The 18677-nt window shown below is 55.3% G+C and carries 18 protein-coding genes and 1 pseudogene; 12 read left to right on the top strand and 7 right to left on the bottom strand.

Translation table 11 applies throughout. The annotated features are described in order from the left end of the window. Positions 1-53: 53 nt before the first annotated feature. From ACSZO1_RS15985 to ACSZO1_RS16015, 7 genes and pseudogenes are all read left to right on the top strand, one after another. Positions 54-986 (top strand): dihydrodipicolinate synthase family protein, encoded by a 933-nt coding sequence (locus tag ACSZO1_RS15985; protein ID WP_437614294.1) that lies wholly within the window; start codon positions 54-56, stop codon positions 984-986. An 81-nt stretch (positions 987-1067) separates the two neighbouring features. Beyond that, a pseudogene (locus ACSZO1_RS15990) lies at positions 1068-2399 on the top strand (aldehyde dehydrogenase). 143 nt (positions 2400-2542) lie between these two features. Next, positions 2543-2833 carry a hypothetical protein gene (locus tag ACSZO1_RS15995; RefSeq protein WP_437614296.1) on the top strand — a complete coding sequence of 97 codons (291 nt, stop codon included), beginning with the start codon at positions 2543-2545 and terminating at the stop codon, positions 2831-2833. 102 nt (positions 2834-2935) lie between these two features. Continuing rightward, complete coding sequence (locus ACSZO1_RS16000; protein WP_437614298.1) at positions 2936-3868, top strand: metal ABC transporter solute-binding protein, Zn/Mn family; 933 nt, start codon at positions 2936-2938, stop codon at positions 3866-3868. A gap of 73 nt (positions 3869-3941) precedes the next feature. Further along, entirely contained in the window at positions 3942-5171 is a 1230-nt protein-coding gene (aztD, locus tag ACSZO1_RS16005) for a zinc metallochaperone AztD (protein ID WP_437614300.1), read from the top strand. Positions 5172-5351: 180 nt separating this feature from the next. Continuing rightward, complete coding sequence (zigA, locus tag ACSZO1_RS16010; RefSeq protein ID WP_437614302.1) at positions 5352-6575, top strand: zinc metallochaperone GTPase ZigA; 1224 nt, start codon at positions 5352-5354, stop codon at positions 6573-6575. Between the two features lie 60 nt (positions 6576-6635). Beyond that, positions 6636-7838, top strand: a complete 1203-nt coding sequence (locus tag ACSZO1_RS16015; RefSeq protein ID WP_437614304.1) for a CobW family GTP-binding protein — start codon at positions 6636-6638, stop codon at positions 7836-7838. Position 7839: 1 nt separating this feature from the next. Here ACSZO1_RS16015 and ACSZO1_RS16020 read toward each other — a convergent pair whose 3' ends face one another. Further along, the gene (locus tag ACSZO1_RS16020) at positions 7840-8079 is read right to left on the bottom strand and encodes a hypothetical protein (protein ID WP_437614306.1); all 240 of its coding nucleotides are present in this window, start codon (positions 8077-8079) and stop codon (positions 7840-7842) included. Positions 8080-8413: 334 nt separating this feature from the next. Between ACSZO1_RS16020 and ACSZO1_RS16025 the strand changes: the two genes are divergently transcribed. The 3 genes from ACSZO1_RS16025 to hcr all read left to right on the top strand — a co-directional run bounded on the left by ACSZO1_RS16025 (position 8414) and on the right by hcr (position 11868). Further along, complete coding sequence (locus tag ACSZO1_RS16025; RefSeq protein WP_437614308.1) at positions 8414-8962, top strand: YbhB/YbcL family Raf kinase inhibitor-like protein; 549 nt, start codon at positions 8414-8416, stop codon at positions 8960-8962. Between the two features lie 230 nt (positions 8963-9192). Next, positions 9193-10845, top strand: a complete 1653-nt coding sequence (hcp, locus tag ACSZO1_RS16030) for a hydroxylamine reductase (RefSeq protein ID WP_437614310.1) — start codon at positions 9193-9195, stop codon at positions 10843-10845. 6 nt (positions 10846-10851) lie between these two features. Next, complete coding sequence (gene hcr / locus ACSZO1_RS16035) at positions 10852-11868, top strand: NADH oxidoreductase (RefSeq protein WP_437614312.1); 1017 nt, start codon at positions 10852-10854, stop codon at positions 11866-11868. Between the two features lie 48 nt (positions 11869-11916). Here hcr and ACSZO1_RS16040 read toward each other — a convergent pair whose 3' ends face one another. Continuing rightward, a complete protein-coding gene (locus ACSZO1_RS16040) occupies positions 11917-13461 on the bottom strand; it encodes a sensor domain-containing diguanylate cyclase (protein WP_437614314.1) in 1545 nt (514 codons plus the stop codon). A gap of 125 nt (positions 13462-13586) precedes the next feature. Continuing rightward, positions 13587-14492: a LysR family transcriptional regulator gene (locus tag ACSZO1_RS16045; protein ID WP_437614316.1), complete on the bottom strand. Its 906-nt coding sequence runs from the start codon at positions 14490-14492 to the stop codon at positions 13587-13589. An 85-nt stretch (positions 14493-14577) separates the two neighbouring features. Here ACSZO1_RS16045 and ACSZO1_RS16050 point away from each other — a divergent pair, with 85 nt between their 5' ends. Next, positions 14578-15648: a tartrate dehydrogenase gene (locus tag ACSZO1_RS16050; protein WP_437614317.1), complete on the top strand. Its 1071-nt coding sequence runs from the start codon at positions 14578-14580 to the stop codon at positions 15646-15648. A 63-nt stretch (positions 15649-15711) separates the two neighbouring features. Here the strand turns inward: ACSZO1_RS16050 and ACSZO1_RS16055 are convergent, their stop codons facing one another. Beyond that, the gene (locus tag ACSZO1_RS16055) at positions 15712-16524 is read right to left on the bottom strand and encodes a Cof-type HAD-IIB family hydrolase (RefSeq protein ID WP_437614319.1); all 813 of its coding nucleotides are present in this window, start codon (positions 16522-16524) and stop codon (positions 15712-15714) included. Positions 16525-16724: 200 nt separating this feature from the next. On the opposite strand from ACSZO1_RS16055, the gene ACSZO1_RS16060 reads away from it, so the two are divergent. After that, entirely contained in the window at positions 16725-16943 is a 219-nt protein-coding gene (locus ACSZO1_RS16060; RefSeq protein ID WP_437614321.1) for a DUF7661 family protein, read from the top strand. Between the two features lie 2 nt (positions 16944-16945). Here ACSZO1_RS16060 and ACSZO1_RS16065 read toward each other — a convergent pair whose 3' ends face one another. The 3 genes from ACSZO1_RS16065 to ACSZO1_RS16075 form a co-directional block, all read right to left on the bottom strand. After that, a complete protein-coding gene (locus ACSZO1_RS16065) occupies positions 16946-17212 on the bottom strand; it encodes a DUF2534 family protein (protein WP_437614323.1) in 267 nt (88 codons plus the stop codon). A gap of 59 nt (positions 17213-17271) precedes the next feature. Continuing rightward, positions 17272-17646: a copper homeostasis periplasmic binding protein CopC gene (gene copC, locus ACSZO1_RS16070; protein WP_437614325.1), complete on the bottom strand. Its 375-nt coding sequence runs from the start codon at positions 17644-17646 to the stop codon at positions 17272-17274. A gap of 181 nt (positions 17647-17827) precedes the next feature. Next, positions 17828-18322: a DUF2946 family protein gene (locus ACSZO1_RS16075; RefSeq protein ID WP_437614327.1), complete on the bottom strand. Its 495-nt coding sequence runs from the start codon at positions 18320-18322 to the stop codon at positions 17828-17830. Positions 18323-18677: the final 355 nt, after the last annotated feature.

The following is an 18677-nucleotide window of genomic DNA, read 5'->3' on the forward strand; positions in this document are numbered from 1 at the left end:
GGGTTCCGGCAGCCTTCAGTGGTCTTTGCAGAGTTAAGACAGGTGGCTTAGCGTTGCACTTCGAACTTGAATCCGCCAACAACGTGTTTACATTTGAAGGCATTTATACCCCTGCAGTGACCCCTTACGCGGCTGACGGCACGATTGATTACGCGCGTTTTACTGAGGTGCTGGAATCACTGATCGAAGCACGCGTGCATGGCATCATTATCGGTGGTTCGACCGGTGAATACTATGCGCAGAGCGCGGAAGAACGTATGGCGCTGGCGGAACATGCCCGTAAGGTGATCGGTTCCCGCCTGCCGCTGATCGTTGGCACCGGCGCGATTCGTACTGAAGATGCTGTCGCTTACGCGAAACATGCGCGTGAAATTAAAGCCGACGCCATTCTGGTCACCACTCCGCCTTATGCGTTGCCGACCGAGCTGGAAAATGCGCATCATGCACTGACAGTAGACAAGGCGGCGGGTCTGCCGATCATGCTGTACAACTACCCGGGTCGTATGGGTGTCTCCATGGGCGAAACCTTCTTCACGGAAGTGAGCCGCTCAGCGAACGTCGTGGCGATTAAAGAAAGCTCCGGCGATCTCAACAACCTGCATCTGCTGGCGTGTAAATTCCCCAATATCGCACTGTCCTGCGGCTGGGATGATCAGGCGCTGGAGTTCTTCGCCTGGGGGGCGCGCAGCTGGGTATGTGCCGGTTCCAACTTTATCCCGCGTGAACATGTGGCGCTGTATAACGCCTGTGTGGTCGAGAAAGATTTCGACAAAGGACGCAAAATCATGGCCGCGATGATGCCACTGATGAACTTCCTGGATGGCGGTAAGTTTGTGCAGTCAATCAAATACGGTGTTGAGCTGAATGGTGTGGCGACCGGTCCGGTGCGTGCGCCGCTGCAGGCGCTGGATGAGGCTGAGAAGCAGCAGCTGCAGGCAGTGATCGAAGGCGTTAAACGTAACGTTGCTGCGATCACCGTGCTGTAAGGAGGCGAAATTAGCACAGAACAAGCGGGCAAAGACTACGCCGCGATCGCGCGTTCCCTGCCACTGCCGGACAAGGCGTTTATTAATGGTGCCTTTGTTGCTGCCGCATCGGGGAAAACACTGGTGACCGTGAATCCGGCGACGGGTGAACGGCTGACCGATATCGCCGCCTGCAGCAGTGTGGATGTGGATTTCGCCGTCGAGCAGGCACGCGCCGCCTTTGAGCAGGGGAGCTGGCGTTTGCAGTCGCCTGCAGCACGCAAAGCGGTATTGCTGGAACTGGCGGCACTGCTGGAGCAGAACAGTGAACAACTGGCGGTGCTGGAAAGCCTCGACAGCGGTAAACCGGTAGGCGAATGCCTGGCAGTGGATGTGCCGGAAACTATTCATATTATCAAATGGCATGCCGAGGCCATCGACAAGCTGTATGACCACAGCGCGCCGACCGGTAACGATGCGATGACGCTGATCGTGCGTGAGCCGGTCGGGGTGGTCGGTTGTGTGCTGCCATGGAATTTCCCGCTGCTGATGCTGGCATAGAAAATCGGCCCGGCGCTGGCGGCGGGTTGTTCGGTGATTGTTAAGCCGGCAGAACAGACTTCGCTGACGGCGCTGCGCGTGGCGGAACTGGCGCATCAGGCGGGCATTCCTGCCGGGGTGCTGAATATTGTGACCGGCACAGGCAAAGAGGTGGGAGAACCGATTGGCCTGCACCCGGATATCGATATGGTGAGCTTTACCGGCTCCACCGCGACCGGCCGTCGCTTCCTGCGCTATGCCGCAGATTCCAACCTGAAACGGGTGGTGCTGGAGTGTGGCGGTAAAAACCCGGCGCTGGTGTTTGCCGATGCAGAAGACCTGAACAAGGTGGCAGAGCAGGTACTGAACGGCGCACTGTGGAATATGGGTGAAAACTGCTCGGCGACCTCGCGTTTGCTGGTGGAAGAATCGGTGAAGGATCGCCTGCTGGCATTAATGGCTGACAAACTGGCGGAGTGGACGATGGGTGATCCGCTGGATGCGTCTAACCGCCTTGGCGCGATGGTCAGCCGTGAGCATTTCCAGAAAGTGAGCAGTTATCTGGATATCGCGCGTCAGGAAAAGCTGAAGATTATCCACGGCGGTGCGACTGAGCAGGGCGCCTATGTCCAGCCCACCATTATTGATGGGGTGAGCCGCGACAGCACGCTGTTCCGTGAGGAGATCTTTGGCCCGGTACTGTGTGTCACCACTTTCCGTACTGAAGCGGAAGCCATCGAACTGGCGAATGATACGCCTTACGGGCTGGCGGCATCGGTGTATACCGGCAACCTGCGCCGGGCGATTGCGGTGTCGCGCGCGGTACGTGCCGGGACGGTGACAGTGAACTGCTTTGGTGAAGGGGATGCCACCACGCCATTTGGTGGTTACTAGCAGTCTGGTTTTGGCGGCCGTGACAAGTCGGTGTTTGCCCATGACCAGTATACCGAGCTGAAAACCATCTGGATTGATGTCTCCGCTGGTTAACCCTATTGGTGCAGCCCTGAGCGTGTGGCAGTGGCCGGATAATTCGTGAGATGAAGATGGCCATTATGCATATTGAACAGCGGCTGCATTTCTATTTCTGCATTCTCGTCGCACTGGGCATCTCCCGTCACCGCGGGAGATGCACCAGCTTAAGACACAAAAATACCTTTCTGCTGAAGTGGCTGCGTAATGCGCAGGATAAGCACCTGTTCAGCGGTGAGATCGCCAGTGAAATTGAGTGGCTGAGAGCAAAACTGCTGCACGGCGGCCCGGATATGGATGCTGAGCCGATGCTGCATTTTATCTATACCACCGCGCGTACTGCGCAGATCTTTCGTTAACGTCCGCGAACGCCAACTGTCATCCCGTTTTGCTTTGTGTTTCACAATATGTTAGTTATGTTATAACGTTGCAATTGTAACTAACAGCAAAAGGAATGCTTTATGGCGACGTTTTCTTCCCGCACCACCGGATTGCTGGCTGCGGCATTTGCGCTGGCTGTCTGCTCATCTGCCAGCGCAAAACTCAATGTGGTGGCCAGTTTTTCCATTATTGGTGATATCGCCAGTCAGATTGGTAAAGACCAGATTAATCTGCGCACCCTGGTCGGTGCAGACAGTGATACCCATGTCTATGAACCGAAACCCGGTGATGCGATTGCGCTGGCAAAAGCCGATGTCATTCTGGTCAATGGTCTGCAGTTTGAAGGTTTTATGCCGCGCCTGATTGCCGCCAGCGAAAGCCGCGCAGTGGTGACGGAAACCAGCCTGGGCGCAACTATTCTGCGTGATCCTGCAGGCGGGCATTACCATTTTGATGAGGGTAAAGCGGTATTCCATGCCGCGCCTTTTGATCCTCATGCCTGGCAGTCTGTCGCGAATGCCAAAACCTATGCCAGCAATATCGCGACAGCGTTTTGTGCGGCAGATAAGGCTGGCTGTGCAGGCTATCAGAGCAATGCGCGTGCTTATCTGGCACAGCTGAGCCAGCTTGAGCAGGATATTCAGCAGCAGATGCAGCATATTGCGCAACACCGGCGCACGCTGGTCGTTGGCCATAATGCCTTCCGCTATTTTGAGCAGAGCTATGGTCTGCATTTCCTGTCACCACAGAGTGTCTCCACCGAATCCGAAGCCTCCGCCGCCGATATTGCTGGCGTGGTGCGCGCGTTAAAAGGGCGCCGCGCCGTGGCGGTGTTTGCTGAAAATATCAGCAGTCCACGCCTGGTGCGGCAGATTGCCGCCGAAGCGGGCACCACCGTGGCGGGCGTACTCTATTCCGATGCGTTGTCCGCCACTGACGGACCTGCGGCCAGCTACATCAATATGATGCGCCATAACCTGCAGGTGATTACCCGCGCGCTGAATGCGCACTAACTTCTGCCGTCGGCGGGCCGGTATCCCGCTGATGATCTCTTCCTCTCATCCTTATTTTTAAATGGAGTTGACTGTGAAAAAACCTCTCTTCCCGCTTTCCCTGCTGGCGCTGGCCATCGGGCCTTTCGCCGCACCTGCGTTTGCCGACAACGGTGATGTCACGGCCTGGCGTCTGTTTGTGGCGGACCATGACCAGCCGGTGGTGAATGTGATTGATGCACTGGATGGCGATAACATCGCGACGTTTACCGTTAAAGGCCCGGCAACGCTGCATCGCAGTGAAAGCGGCGAAACGGTGTTTGCGGTGCAGGGCAGTGCGAATACCGTCTCCGCTATCGCCAGCGGTATTGCTTTCCATGATCATGGCGATCACGGCGATATTGATATCGACCCTCCGCGGCTGCTGAGCACCACCTTCAGCGGACAGAAACCCGGTCACTTTGTGGAACGTCAGGGCAAAGTGGCACAGTGGTTTGATAAAGAGAAAAGCGCCATGCTGTTCACTGAACAGGCGGTGCTGAAGCAGAAAGCCGATACGAAGGTGATCGATGTTGTTGCCGCTCATCATGGCGTGGCGGTGCCGTTTGACCACTATGCGGTGGTCAGTATTCCCAACCCGGAAGATGCGTCAAAGCGTCCGGTGGGCGCGCGCGTGGTGGATGAATCCGGCAAAAAAGTGGGTGAGGATGTCGCCTGCCCGGGGCTGCATGGCTCGGCGGGTTCCGGCAGTCTCTATGCGCTGGCCTGCGATAAAGGATTACTGTTGCTGACTCAGCAGGGGAAAGTGCCGCAGATCACACTGCTACCGTACAGTGCATCACTGCCACAGGGCAGCGCCTCAACGCTGATTGGTGGTAAAGGGTTGCAGTACTTTATTGGCAACTATGGCCCGGACCGCATTGTGCTGATTGATCCGGCGGAGAAAGAGAGCTTCCGCCTGCTGCAGTTGCCGACGCGCCGCGTGCATTTTGCCGTTGATCCGCTGCGGGCGAAATTCGCGTATGTGATCACTGAAGATGGCAAACTGCATCAGATTGATGTGCTGAAAGGGCAGATTACGCAATCGCTGAAAGTCACCGGGCCTTACTCCATGGACGGCCACTGGAACGATCCCCGCCCGCGTATTGCCGTGGCCGGGGATAAGATCGTCGTGACCGATCCGCTGAACAGCAGGCTGCATCTGATTGACGCGCTGACCTTTAAAGAAAGCGGCACGGTGGCGGTGGCCGGTAAGCCATTTAATATTGTTGCAGTGGGCGGCTCAGGCCAGTCGCATGGCGATCATGATGATCATCATCATTAACAGACGGCAGCACTAGTCATTGCTGACAGGCAACGGCATCAGGCATCACCGGAAAGTCCATTACCTCACATCCCGTACTAGTATTGAATATTGTCATGTTATAACATAACAATTAATAAGAGTGTGAGGTGTGTTCACTTCATCGTTTGAAGTTATGTTGGGCTTGTAAAGAGGTGCCAGATGTCAATGTATGCTGAGGAACAGGCAGCAGATAACCGATTACCCGTGACGGTACTGTCCGGTTTTTTGGGCGCAGGGAAAACCACGCTGTTAAACCATATTCTGAACAACCGCGAAGGACGACGCGTGGCGGTGATTGTCAATGATATGTCCGAAGTGAATATCGATGCCGCGCTGGTCAGGGACGGTGGCGCAGAACTTTCCCGTACCGATGAAAAGCTGGTGGAAATGAGCAATGGCTGCATCTGCTGTACCCTGCGTGAGGATCTACTGCTGGAGGTGAACCGGCTGGCGAAAGAGGGGCGCTTCGATCATCTGGTGATTGAATCGACCGGCATCGCCGAGCCGTTACCGGTTGCTGAAACCTTCACTTTTACCGATGACGACGGGCAAAGCCTTTCTGCGGTGGCGCGGCTGGATACCATGGTGACGGTGGTTGATGCGTTTAATTTTATTCGCGACTACGGCTCTGACGACAGTATTCAGTCGCGTGGTGAATCACTGGGGGAAGACGATGAACGTACCGTGGTGGATTTGCTGATCGATCAGATTGAGTTTTGCGATGTGCTGGTGCTGAACAAAACCGATTTAATCACTTCGCATCAGCAGGAGAAGCTGATCGCTATTCTGCATGGCCTGAACCCGCGCGCCAGAATCGAAATTGCCCGATTCGGCAAAGTGCCGCTGGATCGGGTGCTGGATACCGGCTTGTTTGATTTTGACGAAGCGGCGCAGGCGCCTGGCTGGCTGCAGGAACTGCGCGGCACTCACACGCCGGAAACCGAGGAGTATGGCATCACCAGTTTTGTGTTTCGCGCGCGGCGGCCTTTCCATCCGCAGCGGCTGTGGGAAGTGATCAACAATGAGATGCCCGGTGTAGTACGCTCCAAAGGTTTCTTCTGGCTGGCGACACGTCCGTCGTTCGCGGGGTCATGGTCGCAGGCGGGTGGCGTGTCGCGTCAGGGACTGGCGGGCATGTGGTGGGTGAGCGTGCCACAGGAACGCTGGCCGGTCGACAGCGCATCATTGCAGGCGATTATGGCGAACTGGATTGACGGCATTGGCGATGCGCGTCAGGAGCTGGTGTTTATCGGTATTGATATGGATGAAGCGGCACTGCGCGGCAGGCTGCAGGCGGCATTGCTGAATGATAAGGAACTGGCGCAGGGGCCGGATGGCTGGATGAAATTCGCCGATCCGTTTGAATCCTGGTCAGTACATTAAGTGTTATCCCGGCGGCAGCGCCGGGTTTTTTATGCATCAACGTCACCACGGAAAAAGGGTATGAAACAGGTTCCACTGACTCTCCTCAATGGCTTTCTGGGCGCAGGGAAAACCACGCTGCTGAAAAGCCTGCTGGCACAGGCGCATCAGCGATCGCTGGCGGTCTGCATTATCGTTAACGATATGAGTGAGCTGGATGTTGATGGTGTGCTGATCGCCAATAGCGAAATCGTCAGCGCAGCGAAGCAGAATTTTGTCACCATTTCTGCTGACAGCATCAGCAGCCCCAGCGGCATTGAAAAACTGGATGCGGCGCTGACGACACTGCTGGCACATCAGACGCCCGATCTGATTCTGCTGGAAACCTCGGGCAGCAGCCATCCGCTGCCGCTGGTGAAATACTTCCGCCAGCAGTCGCGCGTCAGCCTGCGCGGTTATTTAGCACTGGTGGATAGTGTGATGCTGGATGAAGATTATGCTGCGGGCAGCATGCTAATCCCGCGTCTGCAGCATAACCTGCAGCACGGGCGACGTGGTATTGAGAATCTGCTGGCAGAGCAGATGATGTTTTGCAGCCATCTGCTGTTAACCAAAAGCGACCGTCTGCCATTCCCGGTGGTCAGCAATATTGCGCAGGCGATCCATCCGCTCAATCCGCTGGTGGCGGTGATGGCCGTGCCGTGGGGAAATCTGCCGCTTGACGATGTCCTGGCGATGGATACGTATGATTTTCACCGGGTGACAACGCTGATTCACGAGCTGGAAGCGGAAATTGAAAGTCCGTCCGCGCCGGATTCGACGCAGTCGTACGATATCGCTTCGCAGGTGCTGGCTGATGACCGGCCGTTTCATCCGCAGCGGCTGTGGGATACATATCAGCAATTCCTTGGCCGCGGTATCTACCGCAGCAAGGGCTTTTTCTGGCTGCCGACGCGGGACGATCTGGCGTTGCTATGGAATCAGGCGGCGGGCAGCATCAGTCTGGAATTTATCAGCTACTGGAAAGCGGGTGTTCTGCAACACCGCGACAATCAGCTGAGTGCGGAAGAGCGTGCACTACTGACCCGTCAGTTACAGGCGATGCCGGGGCGTTTCGGCGATCGCCGCTGCCGTCTGACGGTGATCGGTCAGCGCGATGAACTGACGCCATTTGTGCAGGCGCTGCAGCGCTGTTTTCTCACCGAAGAGGAGATCGCCTGGTGGCAGGAGGGCGGTCAGTTTACTGACCCCTGGCCGCAGCGTGTGGTGCGTCTGACATCCTGAATCAGCGGCCTGAGTTACGCAACTGGACGCAGAACGGGCAGCCGCAGCCATTGACCGAAACGGCACTGCAGGTGCCGGGATGAATCGCCTGTGAATCCAGCGCGTGGAAACCCAAAAACGGCGCGGTCACTTCCGTCGCCACCTGCGGCTGACTCGTCCCGTCAACAGCGATTTTTGCCTGAAATGCGCTGGCTTTTCCTGCGACCAGCGACAGTAACAACAACGAAAAATGTTTGTTCACTCGCGTTCCTTTCCCGACATGTGAAACTGGTATTGTGATGATATAACATTTTATTGTTTGGGGCGGAAGCCATTTTTGCGTGTTGTCACGTTCAGTCAGAAGTGGACATTTTTCACTGTAAAGTACGGTCTGTCAGGGGTTGTACGAATTTTCATCATTTCACGATTGTGGCATTGCCCGCCGGTGTCTCATTCACGATGATATACCGCCGTTCATCTCATGATTCTGCTGATGAAATCACGGCCCAGATTTGGGATAACGTCACGGAAATCGCTGACCTGGCTGTTTTTTTCGCTATCATTAAGCAGATTAATATTACTGACAGGAGAAAGAGATGAAGAAATGGTGTGTCATTCTGACGGCTGCATTACTTCCCGTCACCTCGCTGGCAGCAGAAACGTTTACGCTGCAGTCAAAGGATTTTAGCGATAACGCTGTGCTGAATAAGCCTTTTGCCGGTAACAGCAAAAGTAATCCGGCCTGTACCGGCGACAATGTTTCCCCTGAACTCAACTGGAGCCACGCCCCGGCAGGCACCAAAAGTTTTACCCTGCTGGTGGACGACCCGGTTGGCGCTAAAGGACTCGGGGTGACGCATCTGGTGGCATACAATATTCCTGCCAGCAAAAGCGACTTTGCCCAGGGCGCATTAACCGCAGGGAAAGATTATACAGGCGGTAAAAACACCCCAGGTACCAGCCACTATTATGGCCCCTGTCCGCCTGCTGGCAGTGGTTACCATCACTATAACTTTGTCCTGATTGCCACAGATTTAGCGCCAGATGCCTTACCGGCAGGTCTGGATCGTACTGAACTGCTGGCAAAACTGAAAGGTCATACTCTTGGTGCCGCCAGCATTATTGGCCGTTACGGCAACGAGTAATCTGATTATCCGCCTTACAGCAGAAGAGGGAAAACCCTCTTCCTGTTTTTTCCGCTGTCCACAACACAGGCTGAAGCGCAGAGCTCCGGCCATCGACCCGCAGACAAAAGTTGCGCTAAATCAATCCCCCGGCAGTTAGTGGTAAAAACGCATTCATTTCTGTTTCGCTTCGTTTTAGGCTTGCTCTAAAACATGTATTTAAAATGCAACTTTAAAAAAGGAACAGAAATATGTTTTGTGTGCAATGTGAGCAAACGATTCGTACTCCGGCGGGCAATGGCTGTGCGTATGCGCAGGGCATGTGTGGTAAAACGGCGGAAACCTCTGATTTACAGGACTTACTGGTTGCGGTACTGCAGGGATTATCCGCCTGGGCGCTGACGGCGCGAGGTTATGGCATTGCCGATGAAGAGATCGACAGCTTTGCCGCGCGCGCTTTCTTCTCCACGCTGACCAACGTTAATTTCGACTCACAACGTATCGTCGCTTATGCCCGTGAAGCGATTATGCATCGCGAAGCGCTGGCGGTGCGTTGCCGGCTGCTGGATGCGGAGGCTGTCGTCAGTCATCCGCTGGCGGCACTGCAACTGGTCAGTGATGATCTGCACGTACTGCAGCAACAGGCGCAGCAGTTTGCGCTGGATAGCGACAAGACGCAGATCGGCGCGGATATTCATGGCCTGCGCATGCTGTGTCTGTATGGCCTGAAAGGTGCAGCGGCCTATATGGAACACGCCCATGTGCTGGGGCAGGCGGACAGCGTTATTTACGCCGAATATCATCGTCTGATGGCCTGGCTGGGCGCACAGCCTGCTGATATGGGCGAGTTACTCGATAACGCGATGGCGATCGGCAAAATGAATTTCAGCGTGATGGCGCTGCTGGATAAAGGTGAGACGGATACCTATGGTCACCCGCAGCCGACCAGTGTCAGCGTGCGCCCACGTGCCGGGAAGGCGATCCTGATTTCCGGCCACGATCTGAAAGACCTGCATATGTTGCTGGAGCAAACCGCAGGGAGCGGAATTAACATTTATACCCATGGCGAGATGCTGCCTGCACACGGCTATCCTAAGCTGAAAAAATATCCGCATCTGGCGGGCAATTACGGCAGTGGCTGGCAGAATCAGCAGGTCGAGTTTGCTAAATTCCCGGGCCCGGTGGTGATGACTTCCAACTGCATTATCGATCCGTTTGTCGGCAGCTATAACGATCGTATCTGGACGCGCAGCATCGTCGGCTGGCCAGGCGTGCAGCATCTGGAAGGCAACGACTTAGCGCCTGTTATTCAGCAGGCATTGCAGCTGCCAGGCTTCCGTTACAGTGAGATCGGGCAGGAGATCACCGTCGGTTTTGGCCGTCAGACGTTACTCAATGCGGCAGATACGGTGATTGATCTTGTTGTCAGCAAAAAACTGCGTCATATCTTCCTGATTGGCGGTTGTGACGGCAGCCGCAGCGAACGCAGCTACTTTACCGATCTGGCGCGCAGCGTGCCGCAGGACTGCCTGATTATGACGCTGGCCTGCGGCAAATACCGCTTTAATAAACTCGATTTCGGCACGCTGGAGGGGCTGCCGCGTCTGCTGGATGTGGGTCAGTGCAACGATGCCTATTCGGCGATCATGCTGGCGGTACACCTGGCGGAAAAACTGGGCTGTGGTGTAAACGATCTGCCGCTGAGCCTGGTGCTGTCATGGTTTGAGCAGAAGGCGATTGTCATTCTGCTGACGTTGCTGGCGCTGGGGGTGAAAAATATCGCCACCGGGCCGACGGCACCGGGCTTTTTTACTGACAATCTGCTGGCGGTGCTGAATGAAAAATTCGGCCTGCGTGCGGTTACTACAGTCGAAAACGATCTGCAAACCCTTCTGGCGGAGTAACTGACGATGACCTTTCCTCTGTTTCCCGATCAGCCAACGGCGTTATGCCCGAACCGGATGCAGGTGCATGCGATTACCCACGAGACGCCTGATGTCTGGACGCTGGCGCTGATTCATCATGATGTTTATGACTATCGGCCGGGTCAGTTTGCGCGGGTCAATATTGGTCCGACGGGAGAAATCCAGCGTGCCTATACGCTCTCTTCCACTCCGGGGATTAGCCGTTTTATCACCCTGACGGTGCGACACATTGCGGGTGGCAGCGGCTCCGGCTGGCTGACGCAGCAGGTAAAACCGGGCGATTACGTATGGTTATCGGATGCTCAGGGCGAGTTTGTCAACAGCCGTGCTGAGCAACCCTTGCTGCTGCTGGCGGCAGGGTGTGGCGTGACGCCGGTGATGTCGATTGCCCGTGACGCGCTGGCAAACCATCCGCAGCAAAGCGTGCAGGTGTTTTACAGTGTACGCAGCCCGCAGGATGTGATTTTTGCCGCCGAGTGGCAGCAGCTGGCGGCACGCTATCCGCAGCTGGATCTGACCATTCTGGCCGAGCAGGATGCGCAGCCGGGCCAGATCGCTGGTCGGCTGAGTCAGGATGTGTTGCAGTTGCGGGTGCCAGACATTCAGGCGCGAAGGGTGATGATTTGCGGCCCTGCACCCTATATGGCACTGACGGAAAGCTGGCTGGCCGCGCTGGGTGTGGCAGCGAACCATATCGTCTCTGAGCGTTTCCAGCCGCCGGAAGCGGTGGTTTCTGCTGATAAAACGCTGACGCTGACACGGCTGCAACCGCTGGCTCACTACCGTGTGCCGGTCGGCAGCACGCTGCTGGCGGCGATGGAACAGCATCAGATCCCGGTGACGGCAGCCTGTCGCGCCGGTGTCTGTGGCAGTTGTAAAACACGTGTGCTTTCCGGCGATTATCGCACCACCAGTACCATGACCCTGAGTGCAGAAGAGATTGCCCAGGGCTATGTGCTGGCGTGCAGCTGCCAGCTGGAAGGGGATGTCACGCTGGCATAAACCGGCGCATACGGTGCAGCGCAGGGCAACGGATGACCCTGCGCTGTTTTACTGCGCGACCTGATTACGTCCATGATGTTTGGCACGATACAGCGCTTTATCCGCCCCTTCGGTCAGCTGCTGCGCATCATCGTCTGAGCCGCTGCCGACCAGCGCAAAACAGCCGGCGCTCAGGGTGACAACCTGCTGCGCCACATCGCTGGTCTCATGTTCTATTGCTGCATTTCGAATCGCGCTGACCGCCCGTTCGGCGACGCCCAGCGCCTGTTCCAGCGTGGTATCCGTTAACACCAGCGCGAACTCTTCACCGCCATAGCGGGCAATGAGATCGACCTGCCGGTGTGGCAGTGATTTAAGAATTCTGCCCACCCGTTTCAGGCAGTTATCACCGGCAACATGACCGTAGTGATCGTTGTAGCGTTTAAAAAAGTCGATATCCATCATCACCAGCGCCACAGGTTTACCGCTGCGGGCGGAACGTTGCAGGCTTTGCGTCAGGAAGATATCAAGCTGGCGACGGTTAGCCAGACCGGTCAGGCCATCCACCAGCGCCATGGCCTTCAGGGTATGGTTGATGGTGGTCAGCTCATCACGCAGCTGCGCCAGTTCTGTCTGGTTTTTCAGATTGGTGCGTACCTGGCGTAAGACCGAAACGCCCATCAGTAAGATACTCGCCAGCAGGGCCAGATTGAGCACCACGTCCTGCACATTATGGTTTATCCATTGATTACGCAGGGTGTTTTTATCGTAGCCCGCGGCCACGACCAGCGGATAACGCTCCGAGCGGGCGAAGCCGAAGATGCGTGTCTGGCCATCCAGCGCCGCATCCCATTCACCGCTGCCGGAGTCTGTTTTCTGCAGCATGCTGCGAAACAGCGGGCTGCCGGAGAGATTTTTACCGATATAGCTGTCTGGCATCGGACGTGCATAAAGTACGGTGCTGTCGGCCAGCATCAGAACCAGCACATCGCGGTTGCCCATCTCGTAGTAAGAATAAAAGCGGCGAAAATAGTCCACTCTGATGGTCGCCAGCATAACCCCGGCGAACTCGCCGGCCTGATTGTTGACGCGTAGCGATACCGGGATCACCAGATCCCCTGTGCTGCGGCTGCGAATCACCGGGCCGATATGAATGCCGTTATTGGCATGGGTGCGATGATAACTAAAGTATTCACGGTCCGAGTTATTGGCTTTGATCTGCACATTGGGCGTGGAGGTGGCAACCCATCTGCCGCTGGCGTCGTAATAAAACAAGCCGTGCAGCTGCGGCAGGCGTTCCTGCAGGTCGAGCATCACCCGGCTCAGTTCGGTGGGGTTAAGCTCGCTGGCGAGCATATTCAGCAGGTCGCGCTGCACTTCTCTGAGCGACAGCTCCGCCTGTAAAAAGGTATCTTCCGCCTGGCGAGCCTGGGAGAGTGCCAGGTTAACCGCCGTTTGCTCCGCCATTGCTACTCTGCGTTGCCAGGACTGGCTGAGCGACCAGCTGTTGATGGTAATGACCGCCACCAGCAGTAATACGCCAAACAGCGTGATGCAGCGACCGAGAGAGGAGTGCAGCAGTAGCGCGGAAGATAAGCGGGAGCCGAGCTTCATGAAGAATTCCTTTTGCCAGTCATTAATATAGTAAAGCACAACTAATGGATGGCAGTATTGATCATGAACCCAATTTCTTATAGCTCACTGATACTTAATGGCAGAGTGCAGCAGGTGTGCAGTCGTTACAAATGTTGAACCAGATAATCAACAAAAGCGCTAATACGTGCTGGCAATTGCCGCTGCGGTTGCCAGACGGCATAAATATCACCGCCCGGTGCCTGCCAGTCCGGCAGTACATGCAGCAGATCGCCACGGGTGATGCTTTCTTCAGCATCCCACCACGAGCGCAGCAGAATACCGTGTCCGTCCATTGCCATGCGCATCGCCACTTCACCATCATTAGTGACCAGCTGGCCGTGCACTTTCTGGCTGATCGTCTCTTTGCCGCGCGATAAGCGCCACAGGGCGAAATCACTTTCGTACTGGCGCAGCAGGATGCACTGATGCTGCGCCAGCGCCGGGATACTGTCGGGCAGGCCATACTGTTGCGCATAAGCAGGGGAGCAGCACAGCACACGGGCGTTGGCCCGCAGTTTGCGCGCCATCAGCCGCGCATCCGGCGGCTCACCCACGCGGATATCGATATCAATATTGGCATCGAGAAAATTCAGCGCCTGGCTGCTGAGCTGCAGCGTCAGCGACAATTGCGGATGCAGCGCAGCAAACTGCGACACGCAGGGCGCGACGTGGCGACGACCGAAACCAAAGGAAGCATTGATATTCAGCGTGCCGCGCAGTATTGCGGTCTGGCTGCTTACGGCTTCTTCCAGCGCCGCCAGTTGATCCAGCAGCGGCCGGGCGCCGTCCAGATAACGTTTGCCCTCCGGCGTCAGATCCAGCCGCCGGGTGGTGCGGCGCAGCAGCTGCACGCCAAGGCGCGACTCCAGCTGACTCAGGCGTTTACTGACCGCAGGCAGTGACAACCCCAGCTCACGCGCGACAGCGGTCAGGCTGCCAAGGGTGGCGATACGGACAAAAAACGCCAGGTCATCGGTCGATGTGCGAGATTCTTTACTTTGATTCAACATTGGCTTTCGTTTCAGAGCAATTATTTCCCTCAGCAGCAACGTTATACTGCCATTGCCCTATTCACAACCAGAAGCGTGAAAAACGATGACAGGAAAAAAACATAAGATTGCCGTGATTGCCGGTGATGGCATTGGTAAAGAAGTGATGCCGGAAGGCGTGCGCGTGCTGAACGTTGCCGCAGAGAAATTTGGTATCCCGCTGGAGTGGCAGTGGTTCGACTTTGCCAGCGCGGAATACTGGCAGCAGCATGGCAAAATGCTGCCGGACGACTGGTTCACCACGCTGCAAAACTTCGATGCCATCTACTTTGGCGCGGTGGGCTGGCCGGAAGTGGTGCCGGACCATGTTTCACTGTGGGGATCGCTGCTGCAGTTCCGCCGTATGTTTGATCAGTACGTCAATCTGCGTCCGGTACGGCTGATGCCCGGCGTCAAAGCACCGCTGGCCAATCGCCAGCCGGGAGATATCGACTTCTATGTGGTGCGGGAAAACACCGAAGGGGAGTACTCCAGTGTCGGCGGCACCATGTTCCCCGGCACTGAGCGCGAAGTGGTGATTCAGGAGACGGTGATGACGCGTACGGGTGTCGATCGCATTCTGAAATTCGCTTACGAGCTGGCGCAGCGGCGGCCAAAGAAACACCTGACTTCGGCCACCAAATCGAACGGGATTGCGATTACCATGCCGTACTGGGACAGCCGCGTCGAGGCGATGGCAGAACATTACCCGGAAGTGAAAGTCGATAAATATCATATCGATATTCTGACCGCGAATTTTGTGCTGCATCCTGACTGGTTTGATGTGGTGGTCGCCAGCAACCTGTTTGGTGACATCCTGTCCGATCTCGGCCCGGCCTGTACCGGCACCATCGGTATTGCACCGTCCGCCAACATTAACCCGGAACGTACTTTCCCCAGCCTGTTCGAGCCGGTGCACGGTTCCGCGCCGGATATCGCCGGGAAAGGCATCGCTAACCCGATTGGACAAATCTGGTGTGGCGCGATGATGCTGGAACATCTGGGTTATGCAGAGGCTGGCGCTGCTGTGTTGCAGGCAATTGAACGCACACTGGCGGCTGGTGACTGGCTGACGCGCGACCTTGGCGGTCAGGCTACCACGCAGCAACTGGGTGAGGCGATTGCTGCGGCGTTGTAAGCCGAAGCGTGCTCAGAAAGATCGGAGTGGCACAGGCACATCCCGGTTATTGCTGACAGAGGCTTAGTTAAACGGGGCGGCGTTATTTAACACCTGATCAATCACATCCAGTACCGCTTCATCATTGTTGTGGCCAGTCTGATAACGCGCCACCTGTTTCACTTCATCACTGGCGTTCGCCATACTGAAACTGTAGCCCGCGTGCGCCAGCATCTCTTTATCATTGCCGCTGTCACCGAGCGCCACCACTTCGTTATCCGTAATGCCCCATTTTTCCTGCAGCAGCTTCACGCCGTGCGCTTTATGGATGCCAGGGATAATCAGATCAATAAAGCCAAAGCCGCTGGTCACTGGCGTTAGCGTCGCGCCGACTTTATGGCTCAGATGCGCTTTCACTTCAGGGATCATGCTGTCATCAAGCGTCAGGGCGATTTTGAAAATATCATCGCTGATCTCATCGACAGAATGGTAAGGCTTCAGGCGGCGATAGTGGCGTGACATATGGGCAAAGATCGCCTGTGGCGCATCTTCGTGCAGCCAGGCGGTCTCTTTACCACAGACCACGGTGTAGACGCTGGGGATATCGGCCAGTTCGGCGAGAATCGTTAATACCTGCGCTAACGGAATATGGCCACAGAACAACTCTTCGGACTCGCTGATCACCCATGCGCCGTTTTCTGCGACAAACGAGATATCTGCGGCGATCTCCGGGAAGAAGCTCTCCAGCTGCCAGTACTGGTTGCCGCTGGCGACGACAAAATGAATCCCGCGTTGCCGCAGCAACGGATACTGCGCCTGAAAACGTTCCCGGTTATAGGTTTTATCATCTTTCAGAAAGGTGCCGTCCATATCAACGGCGATCAACTTAACTGCCACAGCGGCCTCTGTATTTTTCATTGAATGGTGAGGAGGGTAGATCTAAACGTAGTTTGCGGTTCATCGAAATGATTTTTTTGGCTGAAAAATATTTTGGATAAAAATGCTGCTTTTTCAGGGTTTGTGGCGATTATATCTGGCTGATGGCGGGTGAATCGCCATCTGTCGTCAACAGTTGTGATTAACCGGAGCTGACCTCCATGATGATTTATAACGTTTTTGGCCGCTTTATTGGTGTGAAAGCAACGCCGCAAGGCTGGCAGGTGTTCCGTGTTGATCGTGCCGAGGGCAAATCGTCGCGCCTGTATGACGTCATCATCCCTGATGATGTCACCGAGGCTGAAATCCCATTATGGCTGGGGGATATCTACCACGAAGCCGCCAGCGAACAGCATCCTGATGTGCGGCGTATTGAATAGTTTTACTTCTGTTCCTGCGTACCCTGTTCGCCGATAAAAAAGTACCACAGCGGAATTGAGAACAGGATGGTGAACACCAGTGTGTACACCAGAATCATAAAGAACTCAGAGATATACAGTGATGCTGGCCAGGTAGAAAACGGCATATTGTATTCATCAATCGCGCCGCCAATAATCGCTTTAATCAGGATCACGCAGGCGATCAACGCCACGCAGGCCTGGGCGATAAAGAATTTTTTTGTCTTTGGTGATGAGGGAAAAAGTGCCATGGTTGCTCTCATTGCTGGTATTTATCCGGGCGCAACCTGTGCTGCGCCCGTCGTGCAGATTACTTCTGCGTAAAGCTGTAACTGCCTTTGGTTTTATGCCCGTCGACGGACAGTACATGCCACTCCACTTTATAGCTTCCCGGCGTCAGATCGGTGCTGAACGGAATATGCAGCACTTTGTTATCCGCCTTATCTGAGGTGGCTTTACCGGTGGCGATCGGTTTACCGGTGCTGTCGGTCACCTTCGCGCCACTGAATGACGGCTCCACGCCTTCCGTAAAGGTCAGCGTAATCTCTTTCGGTGCCTCATTCACGGTGGCTTTATCTGCCGGCGAAGCGGCATGAAGGTGTGCATGGGCAAAGACCTGCTGTGACAGCAGCGCGCTGGCCAGCAGGGTAGCGACGGTAAGCGTTTTTTTCATCTGATGCAACATGGTGAACTCTCCTTGATAAAAAGAAAAAAAGATATTCCCGCGTCGCTGTTTCCTTTCTGAGCCGTATATTTGCCGCCAGAAAATTTATTTCGCGCACGGGCTAACGGGTGCAAAACACCTGTATTGATATTTCTGTTGTCTTATCAACAATAATAAGACGATAACTGTGATTTTCCGGGAATTAATATGCCGGTGGTGCGCGTGGCTGGCAAAGACCTGTAAACAGCGTTGCGGTGAAGAGGATTATTTGCGGGCAGGGTGCGGCACGTGAAGATAACAGCATCTGCAGAATGAGCGGCACAAACACCCACAGCAGCAGCGGGAAATGCAGCAGGAACAGGCAGTAGCCGCAGGCGATATCGTCCATCATGCTCATTCCGGCAGGCATCGCACCAGCAGCGCTGTGATGACTGTCCGGTGTCTCGCGGGTGGCTGACAGGCTGTGCGCGGCAGGTTCAGCGTGCATGGCACGGTGATCCATCGCGCTATGATCCATACCCGCCATCACCATAACGGGCCGTTGCGGCGTACTGGTGTGAGTCGTTGCGCGGTTGCTGACGTCATGACGCAGCGCCAGAGATTTCGATACCTCTGGAGCAATAAACAGCAGCATAATCGCCATGATGGCGATCACTGCCGGTATGCGGTGTTGTGACAGGCGAAACAGCGTAACCAAATTGTGCATCCGTATTGATAATAAACGGCAGGCGCTAAGTTTAACGGCTTTTATTGGCAATGTTAAAACTTTCTTTAAATAAACCCGTTTTTCGCAATTTATGCTGCTTTTTTAATATAAAAGACTTACCTTTCGTCATGAAATTAAACCGTCGTGACTCTCCGTTATTACTCCACTCAGCAAAGACCCACTTTTCCTCGTCAGCCATATGCGTTGTCTGTGAAATGGCGCGGGTTGATATTCGTTATCTGGACAATCTCTCCGTCATCCTGTCAGTAAACAGCGCGAATTCAGATAATAAGTGCAACGCTTGGTCATGTGGATGGAGGGACGGTTAGCTACCGATAAGCTATCC

Source organism: Erwinia sp. V71 (genome assembly GCF_965644245.1).
Taxonomy (GTDB): domain Bacteria; phylum Pseudomonadota; class Gammaproteobacteria; order Enterobacterales; family Enterobacteriaceae; genus Erwinia.

Coding starts and splice junctions, on each gene's coding strand:
- hcp (WP_437614310.1), top strand. CDS start 9,193: ATGTTTTGTGTGCAATGTGAGCAAACGATTCGTACTCCGGCGGGCAAT.
- zigA (WP_437614302.1), top strand. CDS start 5,352: ATGTCAATGTATGCTGAGGAACAGGCAGCAGATAACCGATTACCCGTG.
- hcr (WP_437614312.1), top strand. CDS start 10,852: ATGACCTTTCCTCTGTTTCCCGATCAGCCAACGGCGTTATGCCCGAAC.
- copC (WP_437614325.1), bottom strand. CDS start 17,646: ATGTTGCATCAGATGAAAAAAACGCTTACCGTCGCTACCCTGCTGGCC.
- ACSZO1_RS16015 (WP_437614304.1), top strand. CDS start 6,636: ATGAAACAGGTTCCACTGACTCTCCTCAATGGCTTTCTGGGCGCAGGG.
- ACSZO1_RS16050 (WP_437614317.1), top strand. CDS start 14,578: ATGACAGGAAAAAAACATAAGATTGCCGTGATTGCCGGTGATGGCATT.
- ACSZO1_RS15995 (WP_437614296.1), top strand. CDS start 2,543: ATGAAGATGGCCATTATGCATATTGAACAGCGGCTGCATTTCTATTTC.
- ACSZO1_RS16000 (WP_437614298.1), top strand. CDS start 2,936: ATGGCGACGTTTTCTTCCCGCACCACCGGATTGCTGGCTGCGGCATTT.
- ACSZO1_RS16040 (WP_437614314.1), bottom strand. CDS start 13,461: ATGAAGCTCGGCTCCCGCTTATCTTCCGCGCTACTGCTGCACTCCTCT.
- ACSZO1_RS16025 (WP_437614308.1), top strand. CDS start 8,414: ATGAAGAAATGGTGTGTCATTCTGACGGCTGCATTACTTCCCGTCACC.
- ACSZO1_RS16060 (WP_437614321.1), top strand. CDS start 16,725: ATGATGATTTATAACGTTTTTGGCCGCTTTATTGGTGTGAAAGCAACG.
- ACSZO1_RS16065 (WP_437614323.1), bottom strand. CDS start 17,212: ATGGCACTTTTTCCCTCATCACCAAAGACAAAAAAATTCTTTATCGCC.
- ACSZO1_RS16045 (WP_437614316.1), bottom strand. CDS start 14,492: ATGTTGAATCAAAGTAAAGAATCTCGCACATCGACCGATGACCTGGCG.